Source organism: Chrysiogenes arsenatis DSM 11915, from assembly GCF_000469585.1.
Lineage (GTDB): Bacteria > Chrysiogenota > Chrysiogenetes > Chrysiogenales > Chrysiogenaceae > Chrysiogenes > Chrysiogenes arsenatis.
Map to the genome: position 1 here is coordinate 63837 of NZ_KI273144.1, position 17873 is coordinate 81709.

Genomic DNA, 17873 nt, shown 5'->3' on the forward strand with positions numbered 1-17873 from the left:
ACTTGGGAGGGATACCGTGAACGACGTAAATATTATCAAAAACATAGGCAACATTGATGACTGGCAGACACTCAAACCTGCACTGCCAAAACAAGAAATGGGGAAAGACGAATTCCTCAAGCTCCTTATCACCCAAATGCAACAACAGGATCCCACCAATCCGATGGACAACGCTCAGATGATTGCGCAAACCGCGCAGTTCTCCTCGCTCGAACAAATGAGCAACATGGCCAAATCCATGGATAAGCTGGTGGATATGCAAAACCAACTCCTGACCTTTGGTGCCGCCTCGTATGTCGGGATGGAAACCAAAGCCGCCGGTGATGCGCTGGTGGTGTTCGGCGGTAATACCGAACCCATCGAGTTCAATCTCGCCGCCGATGCCAAAGAAGTGAAAGTAAGTATTTACAACGATAAAAGTGAACTTGTGCGGATTATCGATCCGGGCGGACTCGATAAGGGGTCGCAAACCCTTTACTGGGAAGCGATCAACAGCGGCGGCGATCCGCTGAAAGACGGCAACTACCGCTTTCAGGTAAGCGCAACCGATCAACTCGGCGAAGCTGTCGGAGTTGACACTTTCACCGTCGGACGGATTATGGCCATTCGCTACGATGCCGATGGCGTGAAGTTTGTCGTCAACGGGAAAGATTTCCAAATGAAAGACCTACAGTCCATCTTCCCACCATCCGCACCATATGTGCCTGATGATGAAGATGCCGAAGCAGAAAATACTGAACAACCAGAAACAAGTACAACCTGAAAATAGAAGAGAGGCGCTATCATGTTACAGTCACTCTATGCCGGCGTATCCGGCCTGATCAATCACCAACGCAGTATGGACGTCATTGGTAACAACATCTCGAACGTCAACACCGTCGGTTATAAGAAATCACAAGCAGGATTTGCCGACATCATGAGTATGAATATCGGTGGCTCCTCCGTTAATCCTATGCAGGTTGGTCTTGGGACACGGGTCAACTCGACGAACCTCATCTTCTCGCAAGGTGGTATCGAAGCAACCAATAAAGCCACTGACCTTGCGATTTCTGGGCGCGGCTTCTTTGTCGTGAGTAACGGTGTCATGGATTATTATAGCCGCAACGGGAACTTCATCTTTAATAACGCAGGGAAACTCGTTACTCCAGAAGGGTTGGTTGCTCAAGGGCGCTTGGCGACTCAGGATAAATACGGCGATTTCTTCATCAACCAAACCGGTGAAATTGTTGACATTCAAATCCCTGTTGGCGTTAAAAGCCCAGCCAAAGCCACCACGAACGTTGAGCTTGGCGGTAACTTGAACTCCGTTGCACTCGGGACTATCCTTGAAACACCAGAACTGCGCGCCATGGTTGATGGGACTGACGACATTTCGCAACTCTACAATCAGACTGGCACCCATATTTCACTCCTGAACGATCAGCCGGTTATTTTGAAGGCACATGGCACGTCCATTACGAACATTGGACAGTTGTATAACTCGGGGGATGAAAACCTTGGCATTCGAGACGGGGATACTTTTAAGATTACCCTTACCAAAGATGGTGCCAGCCCGGCTCCCCTTGTATTAACCTACCGCGCAAAGTCTGGTGATGAATACTCCATCAATGGCATTCCGCGCGATCTTGATCCGAGCGATACGAACTTCAGCACCCTTGGTGGACTAGCAGACAAAATAAAATCGGCCTTTGCCTCAGATATTGCAGAGTTGACCATTGTTGAAGGGAAGTTACAAATGAAGGCGTCAAACCCCATTGCCTCCTTCTCGTTGGACTCCAACACGGTTCCCTCGAATTCTAAATTCAACAACATCATGGCCGGAGTCGAAGGCTCCTATGCTACAGGAGATATTAAAACCTCTGGCGAACTGTTTTTTCAATCCAAGTACGTCAAAGGTGATGACTTCAACTCGCTTGCCGAACTCACTGGACGACTTGAAAGTGGCATGAAAAATATTAGCCAAGCGGCCAAAGTCTACTTAGGTGATGTGGGGGCATTTGAATTCAAAGACAACAATGACCGGATTCGCGTCTCCATGAATGTAGCCGGCACGACTGTCACACAAGAATACTACTACTCAACCGCCTCTAACCCTGAAGGGCGCGATGCTTCCAATGAAGGTGGTGTTGACAGTTTTGCCAAACCATTTTCAACCCTTGATGAGCTGATACAAGCTATCAATAGTGACTTTGCGCCGGGGAATAATACTATAACTATGACTGACGGCGATATTATTGGGGCTGCATCAAGCGCTATTGTAAATGGGAAAATTGCTACACTCGCTGCGCCGCTTGTAGAAAACACAATTATTACAAACACTACCGCAGCTGAAATTATCTTGAGAGATGGAAAAAAAGATGCCAATAACCAGTATCGAACCTTAACAATACCTGGAACCGTCCCAGGCCCAGCTGGTGTAGTTACAATTCTGGCTAATGGAAAAGTAGATGTAAATGGAACAGAATACGACTTTACCTTCCCCAAAGGAATGCAACTTCCAAATGGCCTGCAAATTGATAATCAAGATACTAAATTTTACTACACTGCCATTGGATCGACTACCGGCGGCACACTTGACACGGTTCAACATAACTTGATTCGCGCCAGTAATGACGGTGGCCGCATCCGTTTTGAAAACATTTCTGGGGTGGAATTGCAAGATGTGCAGGTGGTTTACAGTGGCGTCAACATTGGCAACGATAAAAAAGTCAATGAACTCCTTGATGACCTGAATGGAGTCTACACCGCCGATTCTGACCCAAAAATATCTGATCCCCTTGGCGGCAAAATTGTTTACGACAACAACAACGACGGCGGATTTAGCCTTACTGCTATGGGCTTTGCAGATACCAGAGACAGCTTTAGCATCTTACTTTCGAATGCGCCTATTGCAGCAAATAATGCCCCAGTAATGGCGACGTTTGTCTACGACCCAACGAACCAACTCCCAGAGGTCACGAGCGATGGCTCCTATACTTTTAGCTCACTTGATGAATTGCTTGCAGTTATTCAAGAGGCGCAAGGAACCCTTGTTACCGCGCCTGCTGAAAGAATTGCCTACTCCATTACCGCTGATGGGCGAATTAAAGCAACCACGGCTGTTGCTATTGATCCCAGCAGTGACGGCAGCCCTGAGACCTTCTTCAATATTAACACTATTGCACCTTCACTGGTACCCAACTCAATTGGGGACGGAGCAGTAGCGCCCGGCAATCTTCCGCTTACCCTTAACCTTACCAAACGGGGAGAATCGACGCCAACTACATTAAACTTAAACCTTAACGCTATCGCTACGTTCGATATGGATGGAATTGCAAAATATCTTGAAGACGAAATTGTCGCTCAAGGGGTCACTGGCTTTAAGGTAGAATGGACAGGAAAAGACTTTCTTTTCAAAAACCCGAGTAGTGGCGGCTTGACCAAGCTTGAGATCACCTTTGACGATACAAATAACTTTGATAACATTTTGAATCCACTCTTTGCACCAGTCAATAGCACGATTTTTTCGGAAGGGGTACATGCCCGAACCCGACAAATTGGATATGAAGAGTCGCCAATAGTCTATAGCGGTACCAATATTACGACACGCTACCTGCTCAACGCGGCTCCATCGGCTCCATTTAATACCGCAAACGGGTTGAGCTTCGCAGGTACTGGCGAGTCAGGGATCCTCCGCGCAAACTTCTCGCACAACATTACGGGAGCAGAAATCATATCTTCGCCATCGCTGGAGCAAGCACTTGCCCTCGCGAATACCATCAATAGAGGGTCAGTTGCTACTTCGCAAACGCTACTGACCATTGCCACCGCAGACGACAAACTCGCCAACCTCTACAACAGTACGGGCGCATGGCTCGGTCTGCAAACCAACGACAAAATAGCGGTATCCGCCTTGGTAAATGATAAAAAATTTGAATCAAATATGGTGGTTTCCAACAACCTTGGCTACCCCAGTGACACCACGTTAGGCGACTTAGTTCAGGCACTGACCACAACATTAGAGTTGAAAAACCCAGTTGGCGCGTATGTTAGCTCAAATGGTTCAATTATCGTTAATGGCGACGATGGTGAAAACTACGCTATCCTTGATATGAGCTTACGCGCTGCGGGACGCGACCAATTCAACTCGCTTTCGACCTTTACCATCCAACAACAGGCTTCAGGCGGCTTCCATTCTACGACGATTCCAATCATCGACTCGGAAGGGCATGAGCACTCAGTGGTCATTGAATTTGAAAAAGATTCTGACCCACGGAACGTCAACCAGTGGAAGTGGAAAGCAACCATTCCCCGCCCAGCACAAGTTACTGGTGGCGCGGGTTCAACACTCCTTCCATCAGGGGTTGTTACTTTCACGCCTGACGGCGGATTAGGGGTCGTGGTTGGTTCGCCCATCAACATTGTCCCGAACAACGGTGCCAATCCGCTTGAGATTCGGCTAGACTTTGGGACTATCGGCGGCGGATTCGACGGATTTACACAGTACGCCAGTAAGTCCATCACCACGAAGCAGCGGCAGAACGGCTATAAAGAAGGGTCACTCGAAGATTACGTGATCGACGATCGTGGGGTTATTAGTGGGCTCTTCAGTAACGGCCAGTCACGCCAGCTTGCGCAAATCGTTATGGCAGACTTCACCAACCCGCAAGGGCTACAAAAAGTCGGTGGCTCGCTCTACGCGGCCAACGATTCGAGCGGTAAGCCAACCATCACTGAGCCTGGCGAAGGTGGCTTAGGCTTTGTGGTCAGCTCTTCGCTTGAAATGTCGAACGTCGACCTTTCGATGGAAATCACGCAAATGATCACCATTGAGCGGGGCTTCCAAGCGAACTCGAAAATCATTACGACTTCCGATGCCATGATCCAAGAGCTTTTGGCGATGAAACGGTAATACAACTTAACGCCGCGCTAGCCTACGGCTAGCGCGGTAATACTCGCGGGACATGGGAGTCGATGGCGATACGCGCCTTCGCCTGCCATGTCCTGCGGGACATTGTACGAAAGGAGGCAACACGCAGATGCAACCCTATTCCGTTGCCCCGTCCGGCGAGAGTACCAGCCTTGCCAGTACGGATGACTCTACCCCTTTGTGGCTTATTGGAGCGAAAGCTGCCATTGAGTGGAGTGCGATGTTTTTCCTTCTCGTGATCCTTTTAGCCCTGTAATAGCTACGCGATCAACAGGGACTCATGACAGTATCCTTCCAACCTGTTTTGTTTTTCGCTCCATATTGGCCCGCTTCGGCGGGTTTTTTTTATTTTCAGCGTGTCAGTGAAGTTATCTTTGCAAAGAGGTGAGAATACATTCAGCGATGGCGGGGGCATTGTCCAGATCAAGAACGGGCAAAGAAAGTTCATGGCTCGATTCAGGGATCAATCCCTTCGGCGTAGCAAGAGCAATAACATGCTCAAATACTGGCCACAGGAATGGATGCCCAAGCTCTGGGCGATGCACTTCTATCTTGGGGTGTGGGCCAGCTTTATGCCCTTCGACAAGGATAATATCTTCATCAACAAAAAGATCGAGCAGATCAGCGAGTGGAGTTTCTTCCGCTGTCCGTCGTTGCAACACAATGAGTTCGGCACTGGAAATAACGGTCGTTTGTGCGCCCGCTTCGCGAAATCGCCAAGAATCTTTACCGGGTTTATCTACTTCAAAGCGATGCGCATCGTGCTTCAGCGCGCCGACGCGCATTCCGCGGCCATGCAATAACAGAACAACCTGTTCCATGAGTGTGGTTTTTCCCGACCCTGAATAGCCGATAAAGCCCAGAACAGGGATCTTATGGCTGTTGAAATACACCCGACTTGCCCCCCGATTTGTAGGTAAGCCGCACATCGGTAATCGTCATGCCTCGGTCGACCGCTTTACACATGTCGTAAATGGTACACGCCGCGATATTCGCCGCCACAATGGCTTCCATCTCAATGCCAGTTTTATACGTTGTACGCAGCTCGGTCGTGATAATAACGCGATCATCTTGAATATCAAAGTCAACGCTGACCCCTTCCAGCGGAATAGGATGACACATCGGGATCAGGTCAGCCGTCCGCTTGGCGGCCATAATGCCCGCGACACGCGCGACACCAAGCACATCGCCCTTTTTGTGTGTCCCCTGACGAATCATATCGATCGTATTGTGTTGGGCACATATGGTGGCAGTGGCGCGAGCGATACGAACCGTTTCGTCCTTGGTGGAAACATCCACCATGATGGCGTTCCCTTGGGAGTCAAAATGAGTCAGTTCCATGCTGGTTCCTTTTGTGTAGTATTCCGTCAGCCGCCGATACGGGTCATATTGCGCGAACTGCTGTATTTATCATCGATTTCTGATGCCTTCCGTGCTACCGACTGGCAAAGATAGTCGGCAATCTCACGATCGCCATACTTCCCGCGCAGCCATGGGAGAAGATCGTATTCTTCGCGCGAAAAGAGACAGGTTTTAATCTTCCCGTCTGAGGTTATCCGTAACCGGTTACAGTCATTGCAGAAATGTTGCGTCATGGGAGAGATAAAGCCAAATTTCCCTTTGCCTCCGACTACGCGATACATGCGCGCTGGCGCACCGGGGTCGTCAGGTGTCAACGCTTCCACGATATAACGCTCTTTGACCCGCCCAAGCATTTCCGCAACACTGACGAGTTTTTCATCACGATACCCTTGACCAACGCCAATGGGCATATATTCGATGAAGCGAACTTCGATATCGTCCTGCTCGGCGCTCATCTGTACAAAGTCGCAGATTTCATCATCATTGACACCGCGAACGATGACGGCGTTCATTTTAATCGGCGTTAACCCTACGCTGCGAGCCGCAGCCAACCCTTTTATGACCGCATCGTAATAATCACGTCCAGTAATCGTATGAAAGCGATCCGGCCGCAAGGAATCAAGACTCAGGTTAATTCGATGCAGCCCGGCTTCACGCAACAGCGGAGCAAACTTATGCAGCAAAACCCCATTCGTTGTCATCGCAATATCGCGAAAACCAATTTTACCAATTTCGCGCACCATGCGGCCTATGCCGCGCCGTGCCAATGGTTCGCCACCTGTCAAGCGGACTTTATTCACCCCGCATAAATGAGCAATTTGCAACAAACGGATAATTTCTTCGGTACGAAGTAACTCCTCTTGCGTGCTTTGGCAAATCCCCTCTTCAGGAACACAATAAAAACAACGTAAATTACAACGATCAGTAACACTTAATCGTAAATAGGTAACGGGATTCCCCGAAGCATCGCAGAGTTTTGGAAAAGACATAGTAGGCATCTCGTTTCAATAAGCTTACTCAGGAACCCCAAGGGCACTGAGAATCACAAGGTACTCGGCACGTGTCAGAAACTCAAGCGAACGGTCATTGCGTACAATGAATCGCCTCACCTCACCGCGCGTCCCGACAGGTTCTTGGCGCTGCCCATCAATGGAAACTTCGACCAGAGCAGCGTTACCAAGCGAAACAATAACTTCATGTCCGGACAGAATTTCAAGCGTTCCCCCTTGATTTAGGGTTGTCGTCCGAACAGTTTTCCCTTTATCGCCGACCATCTTCACCCAAACGAGCCCTTTGCCACGGAGCACGACACGAATCGCATCTGAAACCGCATGAATCTCATGTCGGGTAGGTTCTTCTGCCATCGGTTGTGGCTCTACTGCGGAAGCTACTGGTGGTGCGAGTGGCGCAGAAGGGATCGTACTCTCCTGCCGTGAATCGGCCACCGCCGGCTCGCTGGCAACGCTTGGGAGAACTGGCGCAGTCTCGCGCGTTTCAGAAAGAGGTGTCGCCATTGACACAGCCGCTGCAGCATCTGGCGAATCGGTCGATTCAACCGGAAACAGTGGCACTTCTTCGCTATCATCAGCAACCACGTCAAGTACAACCGAGTTCCGGCGCACCTCTTCTATAATATTCAACCCTGCCGATGTTTGTTGTGGACGCGGGTCTGACGCATAGAGATACACGGCAACGACAAGGAGCGCCACCACGATAACGCCGAAGATATACGGTGAAAGCGATATGTTACGTCCCATAACTTCGCGCGTTTCGGCGGAAGGCTGCGGTTCTTTATTGGCTGCCGCACGTTGCTGCGTATACATCTCGACAACATCATTGCTGAGAATAAAATATAACTGCTTTGCCTGATTATAATCGCCATTCAACTCCATACACAGCGAGCGCAAAAAACCCAGCGAAAAGGATTTCGGAGGAAGTCCACTGAGATTATTCTGCTCAAACGACTCAAGCTGAGCTAAAGTTATTTTTGTCCGCTCAGACAAATCGGCAAGGCTCATCCCTTTTTTTTCGCGAAGCTCCGAAAGATAGCGGCCAAGGGTCAGGGTCTGCTCAGTGGTTGCGTGTGTCTTATCCATGGCGGTTCCTTTCGTACAATATTTTTAGCCCTTGCAAGGTAAGATCATGTAAGTATTCATGAAACAGGCCCTCTTCTTGGTGAAATAATGAACCAAGGCCACCTGTTGCAACAACGAGTGGCGTCAGCTCCATTTCCTTCGCAATACGACGCACAATCCCTTCGATCAAGCCGACATATCCGAAATATATCCCTGACTGAATGGAGCTTACCGTGTTTTTCCCGATAACTCGTGCTGGTTTGACTATTTCAACAGGGGGCAATTTATCGGTACGATTCACCAGCGCATCAAGCGAGATACCAATACCCGGCACGATACATCCACCTAAATAACACCCATCGGCAGAAACGACATCGAAGGTTGTTGCCGTGCCGAAATCAACCACAATCAGCGCTTGGCGGTGGCGTTCATACGCCGCCACAGCATTGACAATCCGGTCAGCACCAACCTCTTTCGGGTTTTCCATACGGATAGGCATACCGGTGCGAATGCCAGCAGAAACAATAACTGGCTCAGTCGTAAAGAGGAGTTGTGAAAGCTTGCGAAATACGCGAGTGAGCGGGGTCACCACACTCGAAATAACCACACCACTCACCGTGTCGGGACAAAGTCCCTCATGTTCAAGGAGAGAGGTGATCAGTGCCATATACTCATCCGTCGTTCTTTGTGTGTTCGATTGAAGGCGCCACTTGACCCGCAGATCCGAAGAGCCCGCGTGAAACACGCCAAGCACTACGTTTGTGTTGCCAATATCAATAGCTACGAGCAAACCTCTACCACCTCTCCGGAGTTGAGTATCCCTATTGAGCCGTCGTTGTAGCGCACCACAAGCGAGCCATCAACATCAAGATCAACCGGAACACAAAGGGTGCCAGTTGTTTTGTACCAGTATGGCTTACCAAACATCCGACACCGCTGTTTCCATGCGTCTCTCACTGCCCCCTTCTGGCCTGCCAGAAAGGCATTATAGCGAGCCTGAAAAGCATAGATGATTTCCTTGATTACTGCAACTTTTCTATACCTGACGCCGCCAGAGATACAGAACAAGCTGGTCGCAAGAGCAGAGATCTCCCCTTCGAATGACGACTGGTTCACATTGACGCCAACACCAATGACAAGCGCACGTAATTGCGCGACATCGGCCTTCATTTCGGTAAGGATACCACACAGTTTTTTCCCGTCGGCATCAACGACATCATTTGGCCATTTCAAATAAACCTGACATCCCAATGCCTCAAGCCCTTCCGCAACGGCTACAGCAGTTAACAGTGGCAAAAGAAGGGTCTCCATCGGTGCCAGAGGCGGATGAAGTAGGAGCGAAAAATACACACCATCACCATCGCCCTGCCACACTCGCCCCATCCGACCCCGACCAGCATACTGCCGCCCAGCAACAATCAGAGAACGATCGGGGAGGTCGTCACTTTGATCATACGCATAGCGATTCGTGGAATCTATTTCCGGAAAAAAAATGAGCTGCGAGAAACTCGAAGCACTCACCGCCGCGCAAAGTTCCTGTGGATCAACTCGCTCATAATCGTTACTCATTGAAACCTTCCTGAAAAAGAATATCAATATATTTCCCTATAATGCCGATACGTATAACAGCGGATAGGCGCTCTCGGCTCCTAGTGTAAAGCGACTCGACAGGAGGTGCAACATGCGAATGCCAGACAAAAACAGACAACTTCTCTCTTTATTTTTTATGTTGGCATTTTTCTTTGCCGTGGTGCTCCTGTTGAATCAATACGTAAAAACAGTTGATAAGCCCTACGGCTTCGTAACCACGTTCTTTGGTGACGGGAAAAATCCGCCTGAGCCATAACGTGTCGCACAAAAAATGCCTTTACCATTGCCATGCGCACACTTCGCACCGTGCCGCATGGCAATTTTGTTGATAACTCGCAATAAAATCGTTTATATCTACCCTTCTATTCGAATGCTAAAGCAAAGAAGGAGCCCATATGCGAGTTGTACTCATTGAAGATGAAGCACTAGCACTTGAAGAGCTGCGTTATATCCTTGACCAAGTTGATGATGTTGAAATTGCCGGCTACTCGCAAAGCGGAGTAAAAGGGTTAGAATTGGTCAAGAAACTCAAACCTGACGTGGTTTTTCTGGATATAGAAATTCCCGACCTCGGTGGGTTTGAAATAGCTCTCGAAAGCATGAACCTCGCCCAACAGCCGCTCATCGTCTTCTGCACCGCATACGATGAACACGCCACGCGCGCTTTTGAAGTCAACGCCATTGACTATGTCCTCAAGCCCTATAATGACGAGCGGATTTTTCAAACACTCGAACGCCTGAAAGAGCGGCTTGAAGAGAAAAAAGTTTATTCCGAACAACTGCGCGGCGCCATGGGGCAAATCGCCTCACACCGTATTCGCAAAATCGTGGTTGAATCTCGCGGGCGCTTGAAAGTGATCGATCAAGAGAAAATCTACTGGATTGGGGCATCGGTCGGAAAAACCGAATTTCATACCTTCGACGAAGTGTATCACTCAAATCATACCTTGCAAAACCTTGAAAAAATGCTCGACTCCAAACTCTTCCTACGCATTCACCGCTCCCATATTATCAACCTTAACCACGTGCGGGAACTTATTCCGTGGTTCAGCGGTTCGTTTCAGGTTGGTATGGATGATAAAGAAAAAACCAACCTAGCTGTCGGACGCGACAAAGTCAAACTTCTCAAAAGCATACTCAACTACTAATGCATGTACTCCGCGAGTTACCGACCACGTCACTCGCGGATTTTTTTATGTTCGATCTTGCCCGCTTCATTCAGGAAGAATTCTGAACGGTGCATGGGCTCTTTCACGATAAAAACTTCATCCTTAATACGGAACGTAACGCCAGGATGGATCGCGCCGTAGCATTGAATCTTCGGCGTTTGACTGACATCTTCCATTTTGGCTTGCAATAACTCTTGCTGCGCGTCAATCTTTTTCCGCTCTGTATTCAGTTCAATATATTTTTGATACGCTGCCATAAGTTTTGTACGCGTCTCCACAGGGAGCAGGTTAATCTTTTTTCCCAGTTGCGTCACCTTAGCGACCGGTTCGCGCAATTTTGTCAACAGTGGCGCCATCTTATTGGCTTTCATCGCATTCAAATTACGCAGCATAATAAGCTTTTGCAGGGAAAATTCCTGCAGACTAATCAGCGTTCGCGTATGCTCTTCACTACCGACATTGCCCAATTTAATCTTTTCGCAGGCATTCACGCAGCAACCATAAATTTCACCCTGCACGGTTAGTTTGCCGTGCGCGCTCAGGTGCGAATACGGCAAAATATCTTCCTTCACATTGACTTCCCCAGCCACCAACAGGCGCGAGTGGGAGTCGATATATCCATTCACTACCAACCCCGCATCAAGCTTGACACTCCCATGCTGCTGCTCTACCACGTCGACATAATAGAGTCCCGACTTCTTTTCAAATTCGCAAATAGTTCCATCGTCGACAAACACCCGCAAATTACGCAGGTTACGATCAGCAATGGTACGCAGCAGCGCTTCGTCAACCAAGTAACCTTTGGCAAGCAAAAGCGTACGATCTTTATAAAGATTCCGCCCGACGCGAACGCCAGGACGAAGCGCGCGGATATCAATGATTCGCATGATCGCCCCTTTCACAGATGCTCTTTCTCTCTTTATCGTACGAGAAAGTCACCTTCTGCTTTTCATTATAGAGCTGTACTTCTTTCCCGTACAAATTGATGACAGTAAAATTATCGGCTCGCCCAAGGTTAATCCGCCCATCGCACCGGCCAGCCATCTCGGCAATCGCCGCCTTAAAGCGACTGGCAAGCTTCAAGTCGCGCAAGAACGTATGTGCCTCTTTCGCCGCATCAGCCGGAACATCGCTTGGAATACGCTGCGATTCAATGAGTTCAGTAAGTTGTACACCCGAATTACTTAAGTAGGCTTTATTGAGATCAATCCGAAAGCGGATCAACGCATATTCACTTTTAAATTGGTTGATAATATCAAGCACGGAAGGGAGATACTGCACCTCAAGCGACGAGGGATTGCTTTTGGGGGAAATAACTTCGGCTATAGCAATATCTTCATAGGCCACCGCTTTGCTGGCAGAAAATTTATTGACCCCAATGTGCGAACCAATCAGTTGGGAACGATTGACCGTCTTAATCCCGACCGATTTTCCCGCTCGCACCATGGCATTTTCCGCAAACTCGGCTTGCACATTGCGTTCCGCATTTACCTGGCCGTAGCAGCCCTTCATGATAACAACATTCGATCCCGTAACCTTGGAGTCCGGCTCCACAAACCCTTCAATCGTCACATCGCCTTTTGCAATAACCTCGAAACCCGTTTTGACGCTCCCTTTGACGACCACTGTACCCTTATAACGGACATTGCCTGACTTGAAGTCAATATCGCCATCAATCGTGAGCACATCACTCACCGAAAGGACTTTCCCTTGCGTGACAATAACGCCCGACGCAAGCGCATGAAAAATCTGCGTCCCGCTCTCATCGGTAACGCCAATTCCTTCGCCCGCAACATACTGCGTAACCCATGCCCCATCAGCACCTATAGCCGGATTGCCAAAAACATCAAAACCGTTTTCCCCTTTTGTTGGGGGAATCAGCTTGAGGATAATATCCTCTTCTTTAACCTGTTTGACAATGTCGCGTTCGCGGAAGTCCATCTGCCCCGTTTCGGGATCGACCGTTCCCGGCTTTGTTCTCAGGTCGATAATATATTCCACCTGGGAATCCGCTCCAGGCTTTGGGGGAATACCGCGCGCTAGGTCTATTCGTGCCGGAAACGCCGTTGGAGGTTTTCCTGAAAGTTCTTTTAAGTTCCGATTCACCGGCTCTAACACATACACTTCGGAGATTTTTCCCGCTGCCACGGCATCGGCTACCAGCGAGGCACTCAGCCCTTCTGGTTTCTTGATAATCAACGTGGCACTCACTCGATCTGCCGACACTTCGAGTGAAACCATTTTATTGATTTCGATGACCTCTGACATGGCAAACTCCTGACATTAAGCTTGCAAAATGCTATTTATCCTATTTCAGGCTTTTCGACTAACACACACCTGAACATAAGAAATAACTTACAAAATCTGCTTACGCAAAGCATCTACATCAACGCGTAACCGCTCAATAGTCACGATGGTAGTATCATAGCGTTATTTTGTTGCGAAATAAATAGCAATCTAAAATCACTTCACCCCTTTAGCAAGCAAGCGGATTTGTGCTACTATTACCGCGTTACAAAGAGATAGTAAAAAATAAGGAGACAAAAGCCGTGCGCAAACGAGAGTGTGTTCAAAAATTTTCGAAGGGCTTTACGCTCATCGAGATCATGGTAGTCGTTATCATCCTTGGAGTCTTGGCAACCTTTGTGGTTCCGAAAATCCTTGATCGCCCAGATCAGGCTCGCGTCACCAAAGCACAGGCCGACATCAAAGCCATTGAAGCTGCGCTGAAACTCTATCGACTCGACAATGGATTCTACCCGACCACCGAACAAGGCCTGGTCGCATTGGTCAGGAAACCGGAGATTTCTCCGTTACCGCGCAACTGGAAAAGTGGCGGCTACCTTGACCGCCGCGAAGAACCGAAAGACCCCTGGGGAAACCCTTTTGCATATCGCTCACCAGCTGAAGACGGACGAGACTATGAAATCACCTCCTACGGTGCCGATGGCGAACTGGGCGGAGAAGGGGTAAATGCCGACATCCGGAATGAATAATCCATTCCCACGTCATATTATGCTACGCCACCACGCCGCTTTTACTTTGGTAGAGTTGCTGGTGGCGCTCGTTATGGTGGTTATCCTCGGAGCGGCAAGCTATTATGGGTTTCGTGGCGGCAGCGATAATCTTGGATCGTTGCGCCACGAATTGCAGCAAATCCTTGCCGAAGCGCGTCAAATATCGTACCGCGATACGCAACAAATCATTATCACACTCGAACCAAACAATAAGCGCCTCTTGTGGGACACCACTATCAAACCACTCCCGCAGTCGTTACGCTATCGCGCAAAAACACTCTTACAAAGCGACTTCCGGGAAGAAAAAATCGAAATACGGATACTCCCTGTTGGATACATTGAGCCCTTCTGGCTCGAAGCAATCAACGAAAAAGGAGAGCGGGTAGTATATACACTTGTCCCATTAACAGCAGAGGTGTACGTTGACGAGGTGCTCAGTGAACGTCCATAACCAAAGCGGATTCAGCTTAATCGAGGCCATTGTCGCACTCGCCCTTGCCGGAATGGGAGCCGCAATTCTGACCTCTTACCTTTTTACCGCCGTCAACCTTGAACAGGCCTACCGCGACACCTTGCAGGCCAGTTCGATTGCCCAAGAACGCTTAGCAGCAGACCGCAACAATCAACCACTCAATGCTCCTCTCCCCGACGGATTTACCTTTGAAAAAAAAGTACTCAGCAACGCCATGCCCTTTGCCGACCTGCACAGCTACGAAGTAACCGTCCCTGGAGGGCGCAAAGTGATACTGAATGACTACCGCCAACAATAAATCATCCACCAAGAAAGGGTTCACCCTCATTGAAGTTATGGTGGCGTCGATTGTTGGCGCCGTCGCCATCATGACACTCTGGAGCGTCGCTTCCGCTATTCAGCGCGGCTATGCTTCGCTCGAAGAAGGCGAAAATCGCTTCGACCAAATCGCTGCGCTTGACTATTTTTTTAGCCACGATATGCGTCAACTAAGCGGTCGCGCCGTCTTTGTCGGCGGCAAGCTGGAAATATCTACCGACAACTCCTTTCTGGATGTGCCACCTCCTCTCACCGTAAGTTACTACGTTGAAAAAGTGCGTGAAGAAAACTGGCTTTTTAGACGCGAACAGGGCAATCTCCTTGAAGCACCCATCGCCATTCCGCTCGCCAGTGGCATTCAAGAAGTAAAAATATTCTTTCATCGCGGCAATCGAACCTTTACTGGTTGGGGATACAATAACCTTGCTCCAGACAAAATCGAAATGGTACTGACTGACGAAAGTGATCGCGAGTATCGCCTTCAGGCATTTCCATTCCTTGGCACCACCTATGAACGATAAAACCAAAAAAGGGTTTGCCCTCTTTAGCGTCATGATGCTCCTCGTCGCCATTATGCCATTTGCGGTGTACCTCGTTGCGAAACGGGAAGATGCCGTCGCACGCGTCACCCTTTCCATCTGGCAACGTCAAGCGGCTCAATACGCCCTGAATATCACCGAAGGGTTTATGCGTGCCATTGTGCTCGACGATAACCTCTATGATGCCACGACCGACTGGTGGTTTTTCGGATTTCCCCGCTACATGACGACTCCTGATCATTACGATATTTCGTTTCGCGTTACCCCGTCCAATGCACGCATCAACCTCACCCAACTGCTGGGAAGACCGGGATATGAAGAGTTTCTGACACAGCAAACCGAGCGCGATCCCGAAGAGCCCCCGTTTCCGCTGGCCACTTTTTTAGACTGGGTTGATAGCGACGACACCACGCGACCGGGCGGTGCCGAAAAAGACGAATACCTCCGTGCCGATAAAAATTATCGCCCTCGAAACGCTCCTCTGGTACGATACGCCGAAGCACGCATGATTCAGGGATTCACGCAGCGCGATGTCGACCTCCTACGCGAGGTTGTTAGTATCGGCCAAACCGAAAAACTCAACATAAACTTTGCGGACGAAGAGCAAATCGCTTTTTTGACCGATCGCCCATCGTTGGCAGCACAAATCGTCGGCGAACGGACCAGTGGCCCCATTCAAGCGGTGGTCGATATCCTCAATCTCGATCCAACTATCGAGGCCGATGAATATGCTGCTATCGAAGGGGTGCTGGGAGTCCGTTCTGACCGTTTTGAACTTGATATGGAAGTTGTCCGTAGCGGAATCATCTTTCGCTACTTTATTATTGTCGAAAGAACCTTTAACCGGAGCGCCAGGATAGTACTATGGCAGGAAATCAGATAACTCTCGACCGCTACCCCCACCTCGGCTGGTATGACGGTCGCCGCGAAAATGAACGTGGCATTCTGCGCGACACCGGATCACGCGAAGTGATCATGGTGCTTGCTGATCACCTTTTCTTTCCCATCATACTCACCTTGCCACCGGTGGAAAAAAGCCGCCGTGAAGCGATTGCACGGAGCGAACTGCGCGCCCAATATCCCATCACGCCACAGCACGCCGTCATGCTGTTTAGTATGAATAACGTCGACCTCGCATTTGTGTCGGACACCTCACTGATTCGCACCGAAGAGCGTGTGGCTCGCTCCAGCGGCTATCGCCCCGTTGCCGTACTGTGCAACGCCGCAACGTGGTTACTGCAACAGGTACAACTCCTTCCTGCAGGGCAGCGCGCCGAATATCGCGGTGGCGTCACTATGGTCGTGGAACGTCATGAAACAGGGAAATTCCAGATTGTTACTTGGCAACCCCTGTTTGAAGCAGAATCGCCCCTTGATCACCTAACAACCTCTAAACCGATTCCTGATTTCTCTGTGGCTCTGGAAAAGCGCCCAAGCTTTTTGAGCCGCCTCCCAAAAGGGAATCAAATCATCAGCGGAGTTGCCATTGCGGCGGTGTGCTTGCTCGTCAGCTTCGGGCTCAGCGGGTATGCCGGAGCATTAGTGAATGACGCCAGCAAAAAACAGATCGAAACCCTCTGGAGTGGTGCCTTCCCCGGAGAACGAGTTCCCGTCGACCCCGTTGGCATTCTCCTCTCGCGCATCCGTAGTGCCAGTGGTAATGCCGCTGGCAGCATCGCGCCTCATACCTCACTGAGCACCCTTTCACTGGCCTTTAGCGGACTGGAAGGGATTACATTGCAAGAAGTGACTCTCGAAGATGGGAAAGTGGAACTGGTCGGTCGCAGTGCGACCCTTGTTCTGGTCGATGCGCTCATGGAAAAACTCGCTCAACTCGACATCCCCTTGCACTGGAGACTCTTACGCGCGGACAGTACCAGTGAGCAAATAGAATTCCGCATCACGGGAGGACGCTCATGAAAAAGTCATTCGCGCACTTAAACCAGAAATATCAGGCACTCAATGTCCGTGAACAAAAAATTCTGCTCTGGGGCGGGGTCTTTCTTGCACTTCTCATCCTGTGGCAAATCTGGGAAACGTCAGCGTCCGCCATCGGTAACTCTGAACAACGCTCACAACGAACACTGCAAACACAAATACGAGTGGAACAACTCCTTAGCGAATATCGCCACATCTCAACACAACTGAAAACGAATGTTGACACTTCTCAGGTATCTTACATCGAACGACTCGCAAGCCGACTCAATCTCCAGCCCCGCTTTGTCAGTGCACGCCCCATAAATTACGGCACTCAGCAAGCCTACGAAGCACGCTTTGAGGGCTTGTATGCCGAAGAAGTGGACACACTGTTGCAGACACTTCAGGCAGAACGAGCAGCAGTGCTACGCATGCATCTGGCGCGTCGCTTTGACAACGCCACCCGCGCTGATCTCGTGATCATCATTCAGCGGGGGGCATAACC

At 49.6% G+C, this 17873-nt stretch carries 20 protein-coding genes; 12 read left to right on the forward strand and 8 right to left on the reverse strand.

Features of this window, described 5'->3' with window-relative positions; genetic code table 11:
• Positions 1 to 16: 16 nt before the first annotated feature.
• The 3 genes from P304_RS16365 to P304_RS17130 all read left to right on the forward strand — a co-directional run bounded on the left by P304_RS16365 (position 17) and on the right by P304_RS17130 (position 5165).
• Positions 17 to 763, forward strand: coding sequence for a flagellar hook assembly protein FlgD (locus P304_RS16365; protein WP_051321642.1), 747 nt, complete (start codon positions 17 to 19; stop codon positions 761 to 763).
• Between the two features lie 21 nt (positions 764 to 784).
• Positions 785 to 4891 carry a flagellar hook-basal body complex protein gene (locus P304_RS0111475; RefSeq protein ID WP_027390643.1) on the forward strand — a complete coding sequence of 1369 codons (4107 nt, stop codon included), beginning with the start codon at positions 785 to 787 and terminating at the stop codon, positions 4889 to 4891.
• A gap of 127 nt (positions 4892 to 5018) precedes the next feature.
• On the forward strand, positions 5019 to 5165 hold the full coding sequence (locus P304_RS17130) for a hypothetical protein (protein WP_160165070.1): 147 nt from the start codon (positions 5019 to 5021) through the stop codon (positions 5163 to 5165).
• Between the two features lie 112 nt (positions 5166 to 5277).
• On the opposite strand, the gene mobB is transcribed toward P304_RS17130, so the two are convergent.
• The 6 genes from mobB to P304_RS16370 are packed head-to-tail and all read right to left on the reverse strand — an operon-like array spanning position 5278 to position 9915.
• A complete protein-coding gene (mobB, locus tag P304_RS0111485; protein ID WP_051321643.1) occupies positions 5278 to 5838 on the reverse strand; it encodes a molybdopterin-guanine dinucleotide biosynthesis protein B in 561 nt (186 codons plus the stop codon).
• The gene (gene moaC, locus P304_RS0111490; protein WP_027390645.1) at positions 5783 to 6250 is read right to left on the reverse strand and encodes a cyclic pyranopterin monophosphate synthase MoaC; all 468 of its coding nucleotides are present in this window, start codon (positions 6248 to 6250) and stop codon (positions 5783 to 5785) included. Before moaC ends, mobB begins: the two co-directional genes overlap by 56 nt.
• A 26-nt stretch (positions 6251 to 6276) precedes the next feature.
• The gene (moaA, locus tag P304_RS0111495; RefSeq protein ID WP_034765421.1) at positions 6277 to 7260 is read right to left on the reverse strand and encodes a GTP 3',8-cyclase MoaA; all 984 of its coding nucleotides are present in this window, start codon (positions 7258 to 7260) and stop codon (positions 6277 to 6279) included.
• A gap of 24 nt (positions 7261 to 7284) precedes the next feature.
• Complete coding sequence (locus P304_RS0111500; RefSeq protein WP_027390647.1) at positions 7285 to 8367, reverse strand: helix-turn-helix domain-containing protein; 1083 nt, start codon at positions 8365 to 8367, stop codon at positions 7285 to 7287.
• A complete protein-coding gene (locus P304_RS0111505) occupies positions 8360 to 9136 on the reverse strand; it encodes a type III pantothenate kinase (RefSeq protein ID WP_027390648.1) in 777 nt (258 codons plus the stop codon). Before P304_RS0111505 ends, P304_RS0111500 begins: the two co-directional genes overlap by 8 nt.
• Positions 9127 to 9915, reverse strand: a complete 789-nt coding sequence (locus tag P304_RS16370) for a biotin--[acetyl-CoA-carboxylase] ligase (RefSeq protein ID WP_051321644.1) — start codon at positions 9913 to 9915, stop codon at positions 9127 to 9129. Before P304_RS16370 ends, P304_RS0111505 begins: the two co-directional genes overlap by 10 nt.
• A gap of 112 nt (positions 9916 to 10027) precedes the next feature.
• Between P304_RS16370 and P304_RS17135 the strand changes: the two genes are divergently transcribed.
• Together P304_RS17135 and P304_RS0111520 are read left to right on the forward strand one after the other, a co-directional pair.
• Entirely contained in the window at positions 10028 to 10192 is a 165-nt protein-coding gene (locus tag P304_RS17135; RefSeq protein ID WP_160165071.1) for a hypothetical protein, read from the forward strand.
• A gap of 139 nt (positions 10193 to 10331) precedes the next feature.
• A complete protein-coding gene (locus tag P304_RS0111520) occupies positions 10332 to 11084 on the forward strand; it encodes a LytR/AlgR family response regulator transcription factor (RefSeq protein ID WP_027390649.1) in 753 nt (250 codons plus the stop codon).
• Between the two features lie 29 nt (positions 11085 to 11113).
• On the opposite strand, the gene P304_RS0111525 is transcribed toward P304_RS0111520, so the two are convergent.
• Together P304_RS0111525 and P304_RS0111530 are read right to left on the reverse strand one after the other, a co-directional pair.
• A complete protein-coding gene (locus P304_RS0111525; RefSeq protein WP_027390650.1) occupies positions 11114 to 11992 on the reverse strand; it encodes a FapA family protein in 879 nt (292 codons plus the stop codon).
• Positions 11979 to 13373: a flagellar assembly protein A gene (locus P304_RS0111530; protein ID WP_027390651.1), complete on the reverse strand. Its 1395-nt coding sequence runs from the start codon at positions 13371 to 13373 to the stop codon at positions 11979 to 11981. The genes P304_RS0111525 and P304_RS0111530 overlap by 14 nt, the downstream gene beginning before the upstream one ends.
• 281 nt (positions 13374 to 13654) lie before the next feature.
• Here P304_RS0111530 and gspG point away from each other — a divergent pair, with 281 nt between their 5' ends.
• Genes gspG through gspM form a run of 7 tightly spaced genes read left to right on the forward strand, consistent with a single transcriptional unit; the run spans position 13655 to position 17871 of the window.
• Positions 13655 to 14101: a type II secretion system major pseudopilin GspG gene (gene gspG, locus P304_RS0111535; RefSeq protein WP_034765425.1), complete on the forward strand. Its 447-nt coding sequence runs from the start codon at positions 13655 to 13657 to the stop codon at positions 14099 to 14101.
• Between the two features lie 19 nt (positions 14102 to 14120).
• Positions 14121 to 14573 (forward strand): pilus assembly FimT family protein, encoded by a 453-nt coding sequence (locus P304_RS0111540; RefSeq protein WP_160165072.1) that lies wholly within the window; start codon positions 14121 to 14123, stop codon positions 14571 to 14573.
• Positions 14560 to 14892, forward strand: a complete 333-nt coding sequence (locus tag P304_RS0111545; protein WP_027390654.1) for a type IV pilus modification PilV family protein — start codon at positions 14560 to 14562, stop codon at positions 14890 to 14892. Before P304_RS0111540 ends, P304_RS0111545 begins: the two co-directional genes overlap by 14 nt.
• Entirely contained in the window at positions 14873 to 15433 is a 561-nt protein-coding gene (locus P304_RS0111550; RefSeq protein WP_027390655.1) for a PulJ/GspJ family protein, read from the forward strand. Before P304_RS0111545 ends, P304_RS0111550 begins: the two co-directional genes overlap by 20 nt.
• On the forward strand, positions 15423 to 16334 hold the full coding sequence (locus P304_RS0111555) for a type II secretion system minor pseudopilin (RefSeq protein WP_027390656.1): 912 nt from the start codon (positions 15423 to 15425) through the stop codon (positions 16332 to 16334). Before P304_RS0111550 ends, P304_RS0111555 begins: the two co-directional genes overlap by 11 nt.
• Positions 16316 to 17371, forward strand: a complete 1056-nt coding sequence (locus P304_RS0111560; protein ID WP_027390657.1) for a type II secretion system protein L — start codon at positions 16316 to 16318, stop codon at positions 17369 to 17371. Before P304_RS0111555 ends, P304_RS0111560 begins: the two co-directional genes overlap by 19 nt.
• Positions 17368 to 17871: a type II secretion system protein GspM gene (gene gspM, locus P304_RS0111565; RefSeq protein WP_027390658.1), complete on the forward strand. Its 504-nt coding sequence runs from the start codon at positions 17368 to 17370 to the stop codon at positions 17869 to 17871. Before P304_RS0111560 ends, gspM begins: the two co-directional genes overlap by 4 nt.
• Positions 17872 to 17873: the final 2 nt, after the last annotated feature.